The 14,618-nt window shown below is 46.8% G+C and carries 17 protein-coding genes; 13 read left to right on the forward strand and 4 right to left on the reverse strand.

Annotated elements, in window-relative coordinates; translation table 11 throughout:
- The 9 genes from ACJ2PR_RS14045 to ACJ2PR_RS14085 all read left to right on the forward strand — a co-directional run.
- Positions 1 to 1,078, forward strand: a 1,078-nt coding sequence (locus tag ACJ2PR_RS14045; RefSeq protein WP_446877458.1) for a PQQ-dependent sugar dehydrogenase, incomplete at its 5' end; no start/stop codon positions are given.
- 52 nt (positions 1,079 to 1,130) lie between these two features.
- On the forward strand, positions 1,131 to 1,484 hold the full coding sequence (locus ACJ2PR_RS14050) for a phage holin family protein (protein ID WP_446856517.1): 354 nt from the start codon (positions 1,131 to 1,133) through the stop codon (positions 1,482 to 1,484).
- A gap of 519 nt (positions 1,485 to 2,003) precedes the next feature.
- Positions 2,004 to 2,165 (forward strand): hypothetical protein, encoded by a 162-nt coding sequence (locus ACJ2PR_RS14055; protein WP_446867057.1) that lies wholly within the window; start codon positions 2,004 to 2,006, stop codon positions 2,163 to 2,165.
- A gap of 232 nt (positions 2,166 to 2,397) precedes the next feature.
- On the forward strand, positions 2,398 to 2,853 hold the full coding sequence (locus tag ACJ2PR_RS14060) for a DUF2141 domain-containing protein (protein ID WP_446877459.1): 456 nt from the start codon (positions 2,398 to 2,400) through the stop codon (positions 2,851 to 2,853).
- Between the two features lie 29 nt (positions 2,854 to 2,882).
- A complete protein-coding gene (locus tag ACJ2PR_RS14065; RefSeq protein ID WP_446856520.1) occupies positions 2,883 to 3,089 on the forward strand; it encodes a hypothetical protein in 207 nt (68 codons plus the stop codon).
- Positions 3,090 to 3,143: 54 nt separating this feature from the next.
- Positions 3,144 to 3,407: a GNAT family N-acetyltransferase gene (locus ACJ2PR_RS14070; protein WP_446877460.1), complete on the forward strand. Its 264-nt coding sequence runs from the start codon at positions 3,144 to 3,146 to the stop codon at positions 3,405 to 3,407.
- 50 nt (positions 3,408 to 3,457) lie between these two features.
- Positions 3,458 to 4,261: an ABC transporter permease gene (locus ACJ2PR_RS14075; RefSeq protein WP_446877461.1), complete on the forward strand. Its 804-nt coding sequence runs from the start codon at positions 3,458 to 3,460 to the stop codon at positions 4,259 to 4,261.
- Positions 4,262 to 5,224 (forward strand): ABC transporter ATP-binding protein, encoded by a 963-nt coding sequence (locus ACJ2PR_RS14080; protein WP_446877462.1) that lies wholly within the window; start codon positions 4,262 to 4,264, stop codon positions 5,222 to 5,224.
- A gap of 78 nt (positions 5,225 to 5,302) precedes the next feature.
- Positions 5,303 to 5,497: a hypothetical protein gene (locus ACJ2PR_RS14085; RefSeq protein WP_446867063.1), complete on the forward strand. Its 195-nt coding sequence runs from the start codon at positions 5,303 to 5,305 to the stop codon at positions 5,495 to 5,497.
- Positions 5,498 to 5,550: 53 nt separating this feature from the next.
- Here ACJ2PR_RS14085 and rpoD read toward each other — a convergent pair whose 3' ends face one another.
- The 3 genes from rpoD to ACJ2PR_RS14100 form a co-directional block, all read right to left on the reverse strand.
- The gene (gene rpoD / locus ACJ2PR_RS14090) at positions 5,551 to 7,533 is read right to left on the reverse strand and encodes an RNA polymerase sigma factor RpoD (protein ID WP_446877463.1); all 1,983 of its coding nucleotides are present in this window, start codon (positions 7,531 to 7,533) and stop codon (positions 5,551 to 5,553) included.
- A gap of 206 nt (positions 7,534 to 7,739) precedes the next feature.
- Positions 7,740 to 7,967, reverse strand: coding sequence for a hypothetical protein (locus ACJ2PR_RS14095; RefSeq protein WP_446877464.1), 228 nt, complete (start codon positions 7,965 to 7,967; stop codon positions 7,740 to 7,742).
- A gap of 52 nt (positions 7,968 to 8,019) precedes the next feature.
- Positions 8,020 to 9,228, reverse strand: coding sequence for a M20 metallopeptidase family protein (locus ACJ2PR_RS14100; RefSeq protein WP_446877465.1), 1,209 nt, complete (start codon positions 9,226 to 9,228; stop codon positions 8,020 to 8,022).
- A 250-nt stretch (positions 9,229 to 9,478) separates the two neighbouring features.
- On the opposite strand from ACJ2PR_RS14100, the gene ACJ2PR_RS14105 reads away from it, so the two are divergent.
- The 3 genes from ACJ2PR_RS14105 to ACJ2PR_RS14115 all read left to right on the forward strand — a co-directional run bounded on the left by ACJ2PR_RS14105 (position 9,479) and on the right by ACJ2PR_RS14115 (position 11,370).
- A complete protein-coding gene (locus ACJ2PR_RS14105; RefSeq protein WP_446856526.1) occupies positions 9,479 to 9,793 on the forward strand; it encodes a helix-turn-helix domain-containing protein in 315 nt (104 codons plus the stop codon).
- Positions 9,794 to 9,889: 96 nt separating this feature from the next.
- Entirely contained in the window at positions 9,890 to 10,330 is a 441-nt protein-coding gene (locus ACJ2PR_RS14110) for a (2Fe-2S) ferredoxin domain-containing protein (protein ID WP_446877466.1), read from the forward strand.
- Positions 10,331 to 10,719: 389 nt separating this feature from the next.
- On the forward strand, positions 10,720 to 11,370 hold the full coding sequence (locus ACJ2PR_RS14115; RefSeq protein WP_446856528.1) for a response regulator transcription factor: 651 nt from the start codon (positions 10,720 to 10,722) through the stop codon (positions 11,368 to 11,370).
- 28 nt (positions 11,371 to 11,398) lie between these two features.
- Here the strand turns inward: ACJ2PR_RS14115 and ACJ2PR_RS14120 are convergent, their stop codons facing one another.
- A complete protein-coding gene (locus ACJ2PR_RS14120; protein ID WP_446877467.1) occupies positions 11,399 to 12,682 on the reverse strand; it encodes a tetratricopeptide repeat protein in 1,284 nt (427 codons plus the stop codon).
- Between the two features lie 543 nt (positions 12,683 to 13,225).
- On the opposite strand from ACJ2PR_RS14120, the gene purD reads away from it, so the two are divergent.
- Positions 13,226 to 14,539: a phosphoribosylamine--glycine ligase gene (gene purD, locus ACJ2PR_RS14125; RefSeq protein ID WP_446867073.1), complete on the forward strand. Its 1,314-nt coding sequence runs from the start codon at positions 13,226 to 13,228 to the stop codon at positions 14,537 to 14,539.
- Positions 14,540 to 14,618: the final 79 nt, after the last annotated feature.

Below are 14,618 nucleotides of genomic sequence, written 5' to 3' on the forward strand. Positions count from 1 at the left end.
AGTATTGGTCAATACCCGTACTCACTTGATTCATCCCTTTGTTCAGCAACGCCCACAGGGGTTAAAGCGGATTCGATTTATGGCGAAAAGTCCAGACGATCGCCTCTTTGTCACTGATATGTATGATCTGACGGACAACCAGAAAGGCAAGGTTTATGTCCTCGATCGCTTCGATTCTAAAACAGGTAAATTTGGTAAAATCACGCCTTATTTGACGAATCTTAGAAATCCTAATAGCGTTGCGTTTTATGTAGATTCCAATGGTAATCAGTGGTTATATCTGGCGTTGACCGATCGCTTAGTTCGTTATCGCTACAGCAATGGTGAAACTGCTCCCAAAAGTGCCCCTCAAGTGTTGGCCAAGTTTCCTGACTATGGGTTGAGCTATAAGTACGGCGGCTGGCATTTGACGCGAACCGTTGCCATTCACAACGATAAAGTGTACGTCGCTTTGGGAAGTAGCTGCAACGCTTGTGAAGAAAAAGAATCGGTCAGAGCCTCAATTCTAGAAATGGATCTTGATGGTAAGAATCAAAAACCCTACGCGAATGGTTTGCGAAATGCTGTAGGGATCGAATGGGTGAATGACCAGCTATACGCGACAAATATGGGAGCCGATCACTTAGGAGATAACAAACCAGAAGAGACATTTTATAGAATCAGGAACGGTCAAAACTATGGATTTCCCTATTGCTATCAATATCAATCTCGCATCTATGCGGATAATCAGTTTAAGCGATCGACTAAAAAAGTAAATTGCAGTACGGTTCCTTCAGCAAACGCTACATTTCCTGCTCACAGCGCTCCTTTGGGATTGGAGTATTTTGATTCAGCGAACTCTGACGAGTTAAAAGATTCCTTTTTAGTGGTGCTTCACGGGGGATCAAAGCTCAAATTGCAGCGAGGCTATCGAGTCTCACGATTGAAGGCTGACAATTCATCAGAAGTGTTTATTAGCGGCTTTTTGCAAAACGGCACGATCTACGGAAGACCTGTCGATATTTTGCGAGTGGACAAGGATGCATTTCTACTAACCGATGACTACTCAGGGGTGATTTATTACATCTCAAAAAAGTAGCCTACCGTTAACGGTGTGGTCTGCTATCATCGAGACAAAAATTCTAACTACCATGCTGCACTTTATCTTGACCTGGCTGGCGACGGCTGTTTCTCTAATCATCACGTCCTACATTGTGCCTGGGTTTCGGATTGATAGCCTTGCGGCGGCTCTAATCGGGGCTGCGATCTTAGGATTTGTGAATGCGATCGTGCGTCCCCTTCTCATCCTATTCACCTTACCGTTGACGATCGTGACACTGGGGCTGTTTTTATTTGTGATTAATGCCATCACGTTCTGGTTGGTGGCAGCGTTGACCCCTGGATTCTATATTGCTGGATTTTTCTCTGCTCTGTTGGGTGCAATTGTATTAACGATCGTATCTACCGTCGTGTACTGGTTCTTTGGCAGACTTGAACCCTCTTAGAGTAGCTGCTATGAATTCTCAAAGTCCCCAAACATTGCCTAACAATGCGATCGCGCCGCTCAACTCTCCCCAAAAAGACGTGCAAGGATGGATGATCTCAGGGTACCCATCTGACTTGAGCGTGGTCTTGGCTTGGTTTCTTCTTTTTATAAACTTCTTCATTCTTCCCTGGATAGTGTTTCCCATTACAGTTTGTCTTAAGAGCGTTCGTTATTTTGTTGCTCAAAACTCTTTTTATTCTTCGCGTCTGTATTATCTTAGTCATCTCTGGAGTGTTTTACTTATCGTTGGTAAGCGTTGCAATGGATATAGTTGGCGTGGTCATTCAGATTTAACAGAAAGCAGTATTCGACCACCGAACAGGTCGGTTATACTAAGTATCCCTTGTGATTGGGACAGCGTTGCACCCTGAATTGTGATCGAGAACTTGCAGCCAGGCAGCCGATCGCGAACTCAGGAAAGTTAACGATCGATTTGGTTGGTGCAGAAGTCGTAACCTACCGACAGGGGAGGAATACCGTGTATGAACGCCAGATTTTGCATCAGGAAACGATTCATAGCCAACCCATTTTCACGGGTTCTAGCCATGTAATCGAAAGAGACAGTCACTTCTCAACTCCGACCCGTGGGATTCGTTCATTTGAGGCAGAGCATAACCGGATTCGCTGGCAGCGAGGCTAAGGAAGAGTTTGGTAGAAAAAACCGTGGTGGTTCTCTCGAACCGTTGAGTATGTGTTGTAGGTAGAGCCTTAAAAGAACGATATGTTAAATCTTAGGCTGCAACAGATGGGGGTGGGGAATGGTTGTCGGGAATGTTTTTCTATGCGTTGCGGAAGTGGTTTTACAGAGCATTTTTGATTACATTGTTATATGAGCTACTTTGCTACAACACTAATTACACTTAGATCAACAGATGATGCAACGCCTTCTAACTAGCTTCTTGATTACAACTGTAACTGCTAACCTTTTGTCACTGAATGCTGAAGCTATGCCCAACTATGCTCTAACAGTCACCGTAGATGGATTGAGAAATCAGAAGGGAATTGTTTGTCTGAGCCTGTTTGCTAAAGATCAGGGGTTTCCCAATGGAGTCGATCGTGCCCTTGATTCTCGCTGTGTGAGTGCCAAAACTGCTGCGCCATCGGTGACGTTTAACAACTTGAATGCAGGCAATTATGCGGTTGCAGTCATTCATGATGTCAACGAAGACGGTAAACTGAACACTGGACTTTTCGGAATTCCTAAAGAAGGATTTGGCTTTTCTCGTAATCCCAAAATTCTCACCAGTGCGCCCAGTTTTAAAGAAACAGCGATCGCCCTTGTCAATCAAAAGACGAACATCAAGGTTCAGTTGAGATACTTTCTGTAATTAGAACTGTAATTAAAACTGTAGCTAAAATGCAAATCCTGACCTATCAACCTCAGTACCAAATGCAGGTGGTTAAGTTGATTTTGCAGATTCAACGCGAAGAATTTGGATTGCCAATTACCCTCGAAGATCAACCTGATTTACTCGATATTCCAACGGTTTATCAACAGGGAAATGGAAACTTTTGGATTGCTGTCGAGAATGATCAGGTGATTGGCACGACCCCTTGCGGGTAACTCGAAGAGATCGCCGCTATTGACATCCAAAATTACCAGCTTGCTCTCCGTAAAATGTTTGTTGCATCGGCTTATCGAATGGTCGATCGGGAACCCTTCCAGGTCAGGATTGGTCAACAGCTATTGAACACTTTATACAATTGGGCAACACGGAGCATCACAGACATCTACTTAGGAACTGTTGCAGCCTTTAAAGCAGCGCATCGATTTTATCAAAAGAATGGGTTTCGGAGCGTCGGTCGCGCTGATCTTCCTCTCTCATTTCCCGTCATGTCAGGTGACACGCACTTTTACCGAAGGATGCTCAAACAAAGTTAAAACCAGCACACCCGATCGGATACAGTACGATTGGATAAAATAATTCACGCATGATGCACACAAAGGAGAAACGGTTGTTAGCGAGAGACTGGTCAGGAACAACGGCGATCGCTCAACGCATTCTGCTTGAACTGTGGCGGCGAAAAGTTAGTCTAATTTGTTGGGTGGTCTTTCCCGCGTCGATTTTGATCATCAACGGCATGATTCTGTCCGAACAGGCGCGTCTCTCGGTCGCAGAAGCGTTTGCGCGATCGGTGGCTCCCTGTTTAGTCGGAACGGCGTTGTTTTTTAGCTGTCTGGGCGGCAGTATTGCAACGATCGTCGCAGAGCGAGAACAGCGTATCCTCAAACGTTTGTTGACTTCTCCTTTGCGAGGCACGTCCTACTTTTTAGGTATCTTTTTAGCCTATGGCTCGATCGGTGTCGGTCAAACGATTTTAGTCTACAGCATTGCTACTTTTGCTAACGCCTCATTCAAAGGATCGTTGGGGTTAGGATTGCTGATTACATTCCTCAGCATGATCGCTTATGTGGGTGCAGGCTTTTGTATCGGGGCAAAATTAGCGCGTCGCACTGAAGATGTGAATGCATTAATCGCAGCGTTGGGCGTTCCGTTGTTGTTGTTGAGTGGGGCGTTTATTCCGATCGAGTTCTTTCCCAAAGCTCTGAGAGACATTGCTCAATACAATCCCATTTATCACATGATTGAAGCGCTCTCTGCTGCGTCCATTCAGGGAAAAGACTTTGCTGAAATTGCGCCTCACTTTTGGTTTTTGGTAGGATTTTCTGGGCTAATGCTGGGTGGCGGGTGGCTCTCATATCGTCAAATGCTCGAAACTGAAAGGAGACGATAATTGCTGAAAATTGAAAATCTTTGCAAATCCTATGGGTCACGATCGGTTCTCAAAAACCTGAATCTCAGCATTGCTCCTGGCGAAATTTATGGACTACTCGGAGCCAACGGAGCCGGAAAAACCACCACAATCAACATTCTCTGTCACCTGCTGCGATCGGATAGCGGCCGCGTCACCATTCACCATCAGCCCATTTCAGACGCGACCAAATCTCTCATCGGACTGGTTCCCCAAGAAAATCTCCTCTACCGCAGTCTCACCTGTGCCGAAAATCTCAACTTCTTTGCGCGGCTCTATGGACTGCCAAAAAAACAGAGGCGAGAACGAGTGCAGGTTTGTCTAGAAGCGGTTGGGTTGTGCGATCGCTCCCACAGCTACGCAGAAACCTTGAGCGGGGGAATGCAGCGACGATTGAGTTTGGCGATCGCCCTGGTGCATCATCCCAAGTTACTGATTCTCGACGAACCGACGACTGGCTTAGACATCGAAGCCCGGATCGAAATCTGGCGGCTGATTCGCAATCTGCAAAGTCAAGGCATGACCATCTTATTAACGACGCATTTGCTCGACGAAGCTGAACGACTGTGCGATCGCTTAGGCATTCTCAAACAGGGCTGTCTCTTGGCTGAAGGCAGCTTACTCCAACTGCGTCAATGTATTGCGGCTCAAGAAATTGTGATCGTGCAAACTTCTGATGAAGAGGGAGCGATCGCGCGTGCCCAATCTCTCGGTTTTCCTTACCGCCGCTATGGAGACGACTTAGCTTTTTGGCTCCCTGAAATGTTGGAGTTAAAAGACATTATCAGCCGATTTGATGGGGTTCCGTTGGAGTCGATCGCCCGTCAGCCCGTCCGTCTCGAACATATCTACAACGAAATTCTGAATGGCGATTTAAAACAGACGAACTCTGAGCGCGATCGTAATAAGCCTGAGTTGATTCCAATTGAGGAATTGCCTTGCTAAGTCGGTCAGATTACAATGCAAGCATCATCTCAATTTCTCAAGTATCCTCGTCTGAATATCACAGATGGAGAAAAATTCATGTCCCAAACTGTGCCTACTTTGAGCCTCGAACAGATTAAATCTATCATTGCTCAACTTCCTGCCCAAGATTTATTAACCCTGTCCCATGAGATTGCAGAACGGCTACAGTCTTATGAGTGGATGAGTCTGTCACAGACGGGTTTTGAGGAGTGGAACGACGAGGAAGAAGACATCTATGATGTTGAATCCTAAGCCAGAAGAAATTTGGTTAGTTACGTTTCCATGCGTTCTTGTTCAACTCTGAACTATCGAATAAATTCTTTTAAGATTTGGTTACGTTCAGGATGCCGTAATTTACGGAGTGCTTTGGCTTCGATCTGCCTGATTCTTTTACGAGTCACCTTAAAAATCTGGGCGATCTCTTCTAGCGTTTTCATCCGTCCATCATCTAGTCCATAACGTAGGCGTAACACATCCTTTTCGCGGGGGGAAAGCGTAGCCAGAATACCCTCTAGATCTTCTCGTAGCAAGGTGCGACCGATCACCTCGTCAATGGGTTGCTGCTCCGCCTCAAGTTGATCACCCCAGCACAACAAACCCTGATTGCGTTGTTCGCCAGTCCAAGGGTCTTCAGGTTCATTGGTAGGAGCGTCTAATGTTAGTAAAGGTTGAGACGCTCTCAGAAAGAATCGAAGATGTTCAATGCTCATTCCCATGCGAGTTGCCACCTCAAATTCAGTCCGAACTCCTCCTACTTCTTGGTCAAGCAACCTGATTGTTTTCTTGATTCGACTTATCGTTTCATAGATATGGATGGGAAGGCGTACAGCTTGAGAATAGTCCGCGATCGCACGAGTAATTGCTAGACGAATCCACCATGTTGCATATGTTGAAAACTTATACCCTTTCTCATAATCAAACTTCTCTGAGGCTCTGATTAGCCCTAAACTTCCTTCTTGAACTAGATCTTGGAATGATAATCCTCGATTCATATATCTTTTCGCAACTGACACTACTAAACGCAGGTTCGATTGCACCAGCTTTTCTTTAGCACGGCGACCTAAATACAAGCGATGCCGAAAAGCTGGCAATGCCATACTAACCCCATGTGCCCATTCACTATCTGAAGGCTCACGATTCAATTTCTCTGCCAATCTTATACGAACTCTCTCTAGCTGTAGTAGATCAGAAATCTTCTGCGCCAACTCAATCTCTTCACTAGCACGTAAAAGGCGATAGCGACCGACTTCTTGCAGATAAAGACGAATTGAGTCCTCAGTGTAGTTCCGACTTCTCATCCGTCTTTTAGAATTTGCTTGATTAGCTTTCAGATGTACTTCCTGTTCACCTACAGTGTCATTTTCATCATCAAACGGTACATGGCTATTGCTATGAATTCTGTTACTAGAAAAGTTAGTTCCTTTGTAGCGAATAAGCGGCGGACAGCTATTCTCTTGATAGAAGGGACTGACAATTGCAAAACATGAGCCATTCGGGTTTGTGATACGCTGTCTTGGATTGTTATAAACATTCACTCTTGCGTGCCAGGTTTCCATATACGGCTTTAAGGTATGCCAATTTAGCAGAAATGTTTGTGCCGCCTGATTAGGTAAAGCAACAACGATTAACAAATGCTCCAGTGCTATTCCATAAACTGAGTTAATTGCATCTAAGTAAGCAGACCCTTGAATAATGTGTTCATCTAGAGAAAACTGATCTAATTTCTCCGATGTTTTCCATTCAACAACACAATCGATTCCAGACCAAGAAGCAACACAGTCTACTCTGCCAGAATAAAGTAACTCTGGATGAAATATTGGTTTCTCTAAAAGACGAACATAGTTTAGTTTGCGAAGAATAGGCTCAACAGAATTAACCCAAGGAACTAAGTCTGCTGAATAAGAAGCATTTCTACGCCCAGTCAAGTAATGCTTGATTAGGTTATGTACGGCAATGCCACGGTTTCTTGCTTGTTCCTTTTTTAGTTCAAATTCATGCTTAGAAAGTCTTGCACCTTGTTTACGTGCTGGTAATGCTGTGGCTTCGAGAATTTGTGTAACACTCGGTAAGTGTTTACTAAATAAAATGTACTCACAAAGCCAAGACAGACTTTCATAGTTTTGTCGTAATGCCAGCAGAGATTTAGTCAGAACCTGTCGCTTTAAAGAGTCAAAAGCTGCAAGTGTAAGTTTTTGCTTAAAATCAACGAAAATGCTGTCGAGAAGACTGCGGTTATGCGCTTCACAGCATTCTGTGAAAAATTGCGTTAGTTCATCCGTTTGACCCATAAGTAATCAGGCTTGTCATAAGCGCAGCAAAGTATGACGTTAAGGTGCCCAATTGCCACGACGGAGTAGCATACAGATAAATAGGCGGCACATGGAAGAGTGAGTGTCTTTAAGCAATCCAACAATTTTTTTGTAGAGCTTTTTATCTAGTTGCGCCCATTCTGTGAAGTCTTCAAAAGCACTGGGTTCAAAAATAACTTTACGCTTCACTCCAGATTATCCAGATTGACTTCAATGAGTGTTGATGAGCGTTGCTTAATGTTCTCAACTGCTTGCAGCAGGCGTGCGCGATTTGCAGCAGAAGCCATCAAATAAGCGGTTTCGTCCACACCATATACAACAATCTCAATTTCCTGATCCTTAAAAGTCGCCTTCAGTCCGTCTAAAAAATTTTGATCGAGTTCATTAGCATTTAAGCGATAAATCGTCTGCATACTGCTTTAATTTGAGTGATTTGATTGAAAGCCCAGATTTGCTAATCTAATCCTACCGTTTGCAAAACTTTTCGACGCAGCGCACAAAAATTTCAACCCCCATTCCTAATGCAGTTTCATCAAAATCAAAACGCGGATGATGATGCGGAAAATCTAATCCTTTGGCAGAATTGGCAGACCCTAAAAAGAAATAACAGCCCGGAACTTCCTGCAAGAAAAACGACATATCTTCACCGCCCATCGTTTGACAGTTTGGCACCACTCCTAGCGGCGACTCAATCACTGTTTCTGTAACAGAACGTACCAGATCCGCGATCGCTCCATCATTGATCACAGGCGGATAGAGCGATCGGTAATCTAACTCAAACTTTGCACCGTGACATTGACAAACCCCAGCAATAATTTGCTCAAGTCGCTGGCTAAAATAATTGGCGTAATTAGGATTAAAATAGCGCACTGTTCCACTCAATTGAGCTGTGTTAGCAATGACATTGCACGCTGTCCCGGCATGAAATTCGCCAACGGTCACTACTGCCGACTCGATCGGGTCAATATTGCGAGAGACGATCGTTTGTAGCGCATTCACGACTTGAGAACCGATCACAATCGAGTCGATCGTCTGTTGCGGAATTGCTCCATGTCCGCCTTTGCCAAAAATCGTACAGCGAAACGTCTCGACCGCCGCCATCAGAGCGCCCGATCGCACCCCCACCGTTCCCAAAGGAAGCTGATTCCACAAATGCAGACCGATGATCGCATCCACATCCGGATTCCTCAAAACCCCCGTCTCGATCATGGGCTTTGCCCCGCCCGGCCCTTCCTCCGCAGGCTGAAAGATGATCTTCACCGTCCCACAAAAATCGCGATGTTGAGACAAATAATAGGCGGTGCCTAGCGCGATCGTCACATGCCCATCATGACCGCAGGCGTGCATCTTGCCGTCGTGTTGAGACTTGTAGGGTACTTGATTCGCCTCCTGAATCGGCAAGGCATCCATATCTGCTCGAATCGCGAGAACAGGGCCAGGTTGATGTCCTGCGATCGTTGCCACAATTCCCGTTTGCGCCACACCCGTTTGATGGTCAATGCCCCACTCAGTCAGCTTTTGGGCAATAAATTCTGCCGTGAGATGCTCACAAAAACCGAGTTCTGGACGTTGATGCAGCCCTCGCCGCCAGGCAACCAGTTGAGGCTGGAGCGTCTTAATCTCAGAACGAATGCGAGAGACATCGACGATCGGATTCAGAAAAGTGGAAACCATAGTAGAAACAGTGAATGGTTTATAACAAATGAAAGGGTTGAGAGTCTTTGGCGATTTTAACGTGACAGTCTAAAAATGTCTCCAATCCTCGTCTTAGCTAAAGTCTACCTCGATCGAATTTAGAAGCGTTAACGTGAGTGGCTATCTTAACCGCTTGTGAGTTCATTCTTGGTATCAAATTGTTTTGAAGAACGGTCAGATTGCCGTAGCGTTACCGTTTCTTTCCCTAGAGTTTTACCGCATGTTTATAATGGCTAATCTCATCGTTGATGTGACTTTTATTCGTGTGCCCTCTACCGTGAGTCAAGCTATGGGAAAAGCAGGAAAGGCCCTCAAGCACGTCCTCTCAACCTACGGTCTAAGTCAAAATCGGCTGGCTGTGACAATGGGCATTAATCGATCGACCGTTCATCAATGGGTCAACGAAATTAGTGATCCACTCGCCGAAGCCGTGACCGAAATCATCAAAGCCCTCCGCCAGATTGACGAAACCGCTGCCGAAGATTTCATCAATCTGTATCTAGAGCGGGGGTCTCAAAATGCCGATCGAGAAGGAGTGGGATGAAAGCCAAAAGCCTGTTTTGCAGCCGTCAATTTTTCTTTCTTTTGCTTAATTTAAGATCTTAAAAAAGACCTTAAAAAACTCAACCTGCGATCGTCCATGTCTTCCTCTCCAATTCCCTCAACCTCTGAGTCTCTAACAAATTGTGTTCAAAACTTGGGACTGCCCCAGATTCAGCGCCACCTTTTGATCTGTGCAGACCCCACAAAACCGATCTGCTGCTCTCAAGAAACGGGATTAGCGTCCTGGAATTACTTGAAGAAACGCCTGCAAGAACTGAAATTAGATAAACCGACTGCCGATCGTCCGAGCTGCATCTTTCGGACAAAAGCCAACTGTTTGCGCGTCTGTGATCAGGGGCCGATTCTGGTCATCTATCCCGATGGGGTGTGGTATCGGGCGGCGACTCCTGACGTAATCGAACGGATCATTCAAGAGCATTTGATTGGCAACCAAATTGTCAAAGAGTATGCGTTTCTCACCCATCCTCTGCCACAGCCAATCAGCCACAAAGCCGATTTCTCTGGGCAAGCTGAATGACGGATCTTGACGCAGTAGCGGCGTGAATTGTAGGACAGAAACGATCGATTAACCGCCCCTCAAGACCTTGCCAATCCTGGCTCCTCAAACTTCTTAAAGCTCACGCGATCGAGTCCTTAATCCACCACCGTTTGATGGAAACCTGATCGATAAAGTTAATTTTTTTGACAAGTCGTATATAATGGCGCAAGACACAGGGTCAACAAATCTGCGCCATTGTCCACATTGCAATTGATTGAGTTTTCTATCACCTTATCGAAGCTTCCCAAAATAAAAGCTAGGTTCTAGCTAGATTTCCGTTAAATAAAACGGTTGATTCTGTAGAATGTGGCAATGCATAGGGTTCTATTTCCATTCAAATCTAGATTAGGCAGAGCGAGTATCACAGCATGAAGGAAACCAGCGCGGGGAATCATAGACGGCTGCTGCTGATTGACGATGACCCTAACTTGATTTTGCTAGTCAAAGACTATCTTGAGTTTCGCGGGTATGAGGTCATCACCGCAGAAAACGGTCGCGAAGCTTTAGAAGTTCTAGAGCAAGACGTTCCAGACATGATTATCTGTGACGTGATGATGCCAGAGATGGACGGCTATTCGCTCGTCAGCGCCATCCGCTCAGATCCCAAAACCAGTTGGATTCCAGTCTTATTTCTATCCGCCAAAGGGCAGAGCCAGGATCGCGTCAAAGGCCTAAACATCGGCGCAGATGTCTACATGGTCAAACCCTTTGAGCCAGAAGAACTCGTCGCCCAAGTTGAGTCTTCTCTCAAGCAAGCGTCTCGCCTGATTCAACACAAAGACGCGAAGGGTGGAGACAATACGCCCAAAATTCAAGTCCCGTTTGATGTCGAGCTAACTCCCACAGAACTGCGAGTGGTGCAATTTGTGGCGAGAGGCATGGCCAACCGAGAGATCGCCGAAGAACTCAACGTCAGCCAGCGCACGATCGAAAGCCACGTTAGCAACATGCTCGGCAAAACCGGACTGCACAACCGGACAGAATTGGCGCGCTGGGCGATCGAAAACAGCATGGCTTAGATGGTTCCAACTCACCCAAATTAGCGAATTACTCTCCTTTTTGTGCGACTTGAATCTGGGTGGTGAAGTAATCCATCCGATAGTTAAGCTTCTTTGCCAGTTCTAGCCCTTGATTAAAAGCGGTGGCGGCTTCTGCATAAGACTTTCGAGCAAGTTGGATTTGCCCAATTTTGTCGTAAGCATCCATTGTGCTGTAGAGGTCAGAGGTTTGCTGCCCAAAACCGATCAGGTATTCGTAAACTCTCAGGGCCGCGTCTGGGCGATCGTTCTTGCGGTAAAGCGCTCCCAATTTTTGCAAGGCATCCTTGGTGTAGGCTAACTGAAGCAGGGGTTGTGCCAGGGTGAACGCTTCTTGATAAGTCTGCTCTGCTAACGCAGTTTGTCCGCTGGCGGCGTAGTTGTCGGCAATTTTAATCTTGAGCGGAGGAATTAGCGGCTGTTGCTGAGTTTGCTCAAAAAGCTGCACCAATTGCTGCTGATAGGGCACAGCTTGGGCGGGCTGTTTGGCTTGCTCGTGGGCAAAGGCCAGTTGACTGATGCTCACAATTTCATTCGCCCGATCGCGCCTTGCCTTTGAGCCATTCAGCAGGTCAGTGTAGGTGGCGATCGCTTTGGGATAGTCAAACCAACTTAAATGAAGCTGTCCGATCGTATTCAACAAGCTGATTTCCTGGGTGACATCTTTGCGCTGCCGAGCTTCGGTCAACAATGTGTCATAGGCGCTGAGGGCGAGTCCGGGCGATCGTACTTGCTGATAGGCGAGTCCTAATCCAGAGAAGAGTTGAGTGCGATCGAAGGCGGGTTGCGGAGGGATCTTATCCAGCTTCCCGGTCTGCACCTGAGTTTGAATCGATTGCAGTCGAAGTGTGATCACCCGCACCTGGTTAGGTTGATTTTGTTTCCAGGCTAGATCGCCGACTCGACCCAGCGCCTTCACTTCTTCTACAAACCCCAATGCACGACGCAGCCGCAGTTCTCGATTCCACAACCCAAAGGCTTCGAGAGGCTGTTGAGCCGCTAATTTGACCAGGGCTTCTTGATTGAGGGCATCCAGCGCGATCGTCAGACGGGAGCGATCGACGGCACTCAAGGGAGTCTTTAAACCACCTGGCAGTAAGGGATCAGGCGTAGTTAGCTCCAGCGGACTGGGCGGGAATTCATCTTTTTGGGGAGGCTTGGCGGTCGGCTGTGTGGTGGGTGAAGGCTTTGGTTGGGGAGCCTCGGCCGACTGGGCAGAAACGCCAAAATTTAGGCTCGAAACTACGATTCCTGCACTGACCCAGATTAAGAAGTCAGAAAACTTGACTGTCATAGGCACGATCGACCTTGGTGTAAATGTTTAAGCGGCAAAAAACAGCAAATTAAACGGCAGATTTTTCATCAACCCTTTGGTTAGCAGAAGTGAAACGGCTCTCGAAAGTTTCAAAAATTAAATTTTCAAGAATTACTGAGTAGTTAGCCGACTGAGCCAGTCAATCCTTGGATTAATAACTTCTATCTAAGCAGAAGTGAGCGCTGAGTAAGGCCGCAAGTTAAGGGTCTATTGATACCGAAAGTAGGAAGATTAAGTGAGTTTTTGACCACAATAAAAGTTAGAGGAAAATAAACCGAAATTCACCTGAATGATAAAAGCTACTGCCACAAAATAAGTCGAACCTGAGCTTTATTCAACTGATAACTCAAACCTCAACACTCCCATGACATAATGAGATGCCATTCGTCCGTATTGGAGAGTTTACCGTTAAGCTTAGTATTTTAGATAGACAAAATTTTGAAGACGGTTTGAGTAATATCGCTTGACCGCTGTGTGTCGCGTGGGTTAATCTCATCCATCGCTACACCATTAACAACACTTGTGAGATTGAGTGAGGGCAATGTGAGGGTTTTGATTGTTGGCAATGGGGGACGTGAACATGCCCTGGCGTGGAAACTACTACAGTCGCCGCAGATGCAACAGGTGGTCTGCGTGCCGGGTAACGGAGGAACTGCTCACCTCGATCGCTGTAGCAATTTACCTTTATCGATAGATGACTTTGAAGGAATTGCTCGATTTGCGCTGGTCAACAACATAGCTCTGATTATTGTCGGCCCCGAACTGCCACTAGCGCTAGGCATCACCGACTATCTCAAGCAGCAGCATTTGACGGTGTTTGGCCCTACTCGCGAAGGCGCACAAATCGAGTCGAGTAAAGCCTGGGCCAAAGGTTTGATGCGTCAAGCTGGGATTCCGACGGCTACAGCTGAGGTGTTCAACGATGCCGAGTCTGCCAAAGCCTACGCTCGATCGCAAGGTGCACCGATCGTCATTAAAGCAGATGGGCTTGCGGCTGGGAAGGGAGTCACCGTAGCTTCCACCATTGATGTCGCGGTCGCTGCGATCGAGGCTTGTTTTGAGGGGCAGTTTGGCGAGGCGGGTCAGCGGGTGGTGATCGAGGAATGTCTGACGGGGCAAGAAGTTTCTATTTTGGCGGTCACAGACGGCTTGACGATTCGCCCTTTGCTGCCTGCCCAAGACCACAAACGGATCGGAGAGGGTGACACTGGGGCAAATACTGGAGGAATGGGTGCCTATGCGCCTGCTCCGATCGCGACCCCTGCTTTGATGTCCCGCATTCAGACCGAGATTTTAGAACCGACGATCGCGGCCCTTCGAGACCGAGAAATCGACTATCGCGGCGTTTTGTACGCGGGACTGATGATTACACCCGCAGGTGACCCAAAAGTCATTGAGTTTAACTGTCGATTTGGCGATCCAGAAATTCAGGCTATCTTGCCCCTGCTCGAAACGCCGATCGAAAAAATTCTGTTAGCCTGCACCCAACGCCAACTAGAGACCTTGCCAGAGATTGAATGGAAGCCAGGAGCCGCCGCCTGTGTGGTAGTTGCTTCAGAAGGGTATCCCGAAAGCTTTACCAAAGGCGTTGAGATCAGAGGCATAGAGCAGGCCGAAGCCACAGGTGCCCAAGTGTTTCAAGCGGGGACGCAGCGCAAGCAGGATGTGCTGGTGACGGATGGTGGGCGTGTGCTGGGAGTAACCGCAGTCGGTGCAGACTTTGGACAAGCGATCGACCAGTCCTACGCCGCGATCAGTCGCATTCAATTTGAAGGCATGTACTATCGAAGGGATATCGGCGATCGCGTTCGTACCGTCGGCTCGACTCCAAATTAGCCTAATATTAAGATAAGCTCTGTCAGAACAGCCCTCCAGCCGTCATTCACCTTGTCTATCCTCAAATCCATTCAAGACG

It is taken from the genome of Phormidesmis sp. 146-33, assembly GCF_052939515.1.

What these genes read in the sequence shown, in the direction of transcription:
- ACJ2PR_RS14050 (WP_446856517.1), top strand. Translation starts at nt 1,131, where the DNA reads ATGCTGCACTTTATCTTGACCTGGCTGGCGACGGCTGTTTCTCTAATC.
- ACJ2PR_RS14060 (WP_446877459.1), top strand. Translation starts at nt 2,398, where the DNA reads ATGATGCAACGCCTTCTAACTAGCTTCTTGATTACAACTGTAACTGCT.
- ACJ2PR_RS14065 (WP_446856520.1), top strand. Translation starts at nt 2,883, where the DNA reads ATGCAAATCCTGACCTATCAACCTCAGTACCAAATGCAGGTGGTTAAG.
- ACJ2PR_RS14070 (WP_446877460.1), top strand. Translation starts at nt 3,144, where the DNA reads ATGTTTGTTGCATCGGCTTATCGAATGGTCGATCGGGAACCCTTCCAG.
- ACJ2PR_RS14075 (WP_446877461.1), top strand. Translation starts at nt 3,458, where the DNA reads ATGATGCACACAAAGGAGAAACGGTTGTTAGCGAGAGACTGGTCAGGA.
- ACJ2PR_RS14085 (WP_446867063.1), top strand. Translation starts at nt 5,303, where the DNA reads ATGTCCCAAACTGTGCCTACTTTGAGCCTCGAACAGATTAAATCTATC.
- rpoD (WP_446877463.1), bottom strand. Translation starts at nt 7,533, where the DNA reads ATGGGTCAAACGGATGAACTAACGCAATTTTTCACAGAATGCTGTGAA.
- ACJ2PR_RS14095 (WP_446877464.1), bottom strand. Translation starts at nt 7,967, where the DNA reads ATGCAGACGATTTATCGCTTAAATGCTAATGAACTCGATCAAAATTTT.
- ACJ2PR_RS14100 (WP_446877465.1), bottom strand. Translation starts at nt 9,228, where the DNA reads ATGGTTTCCACTTTTCTGAATCCGATCGTCGATGTCTCTCGCATTCGT.
- ACJ2PR_RS14105 (WP_446856526.1), top strand. Translation starts at nt 9,479, where the DNA reads ATGGCTAATCTCATCGTTGATGTGACTTTTATTCGTGTGCCCTCTACC.
- ACJ2PR_RS14110 (WP_446877466.1), top strand. Translation starts at nt 9,890, where the DNA reads ATGTCTTCCTCTCCAATTCCCTCAACCTCTGAGTCTCTAACAAATTGT.
- ACJ2PR_RS14115 (WP_446856528.1), top strand. Translation starts at nt 10,720, where the DNA reads ATGAAGGAAACCAGCGCGGGGAATCATAGACGGCTGCTGCTGATTGAC.
- ACJ2PR_RS14120 (WP_446877467.1), bottom strand. Translation starts at nt 12,682, where the DNA reads ATGACAGTCAAGTTTTCTGACTTCTTAATCTGGGTCAGTGCAGGAATC.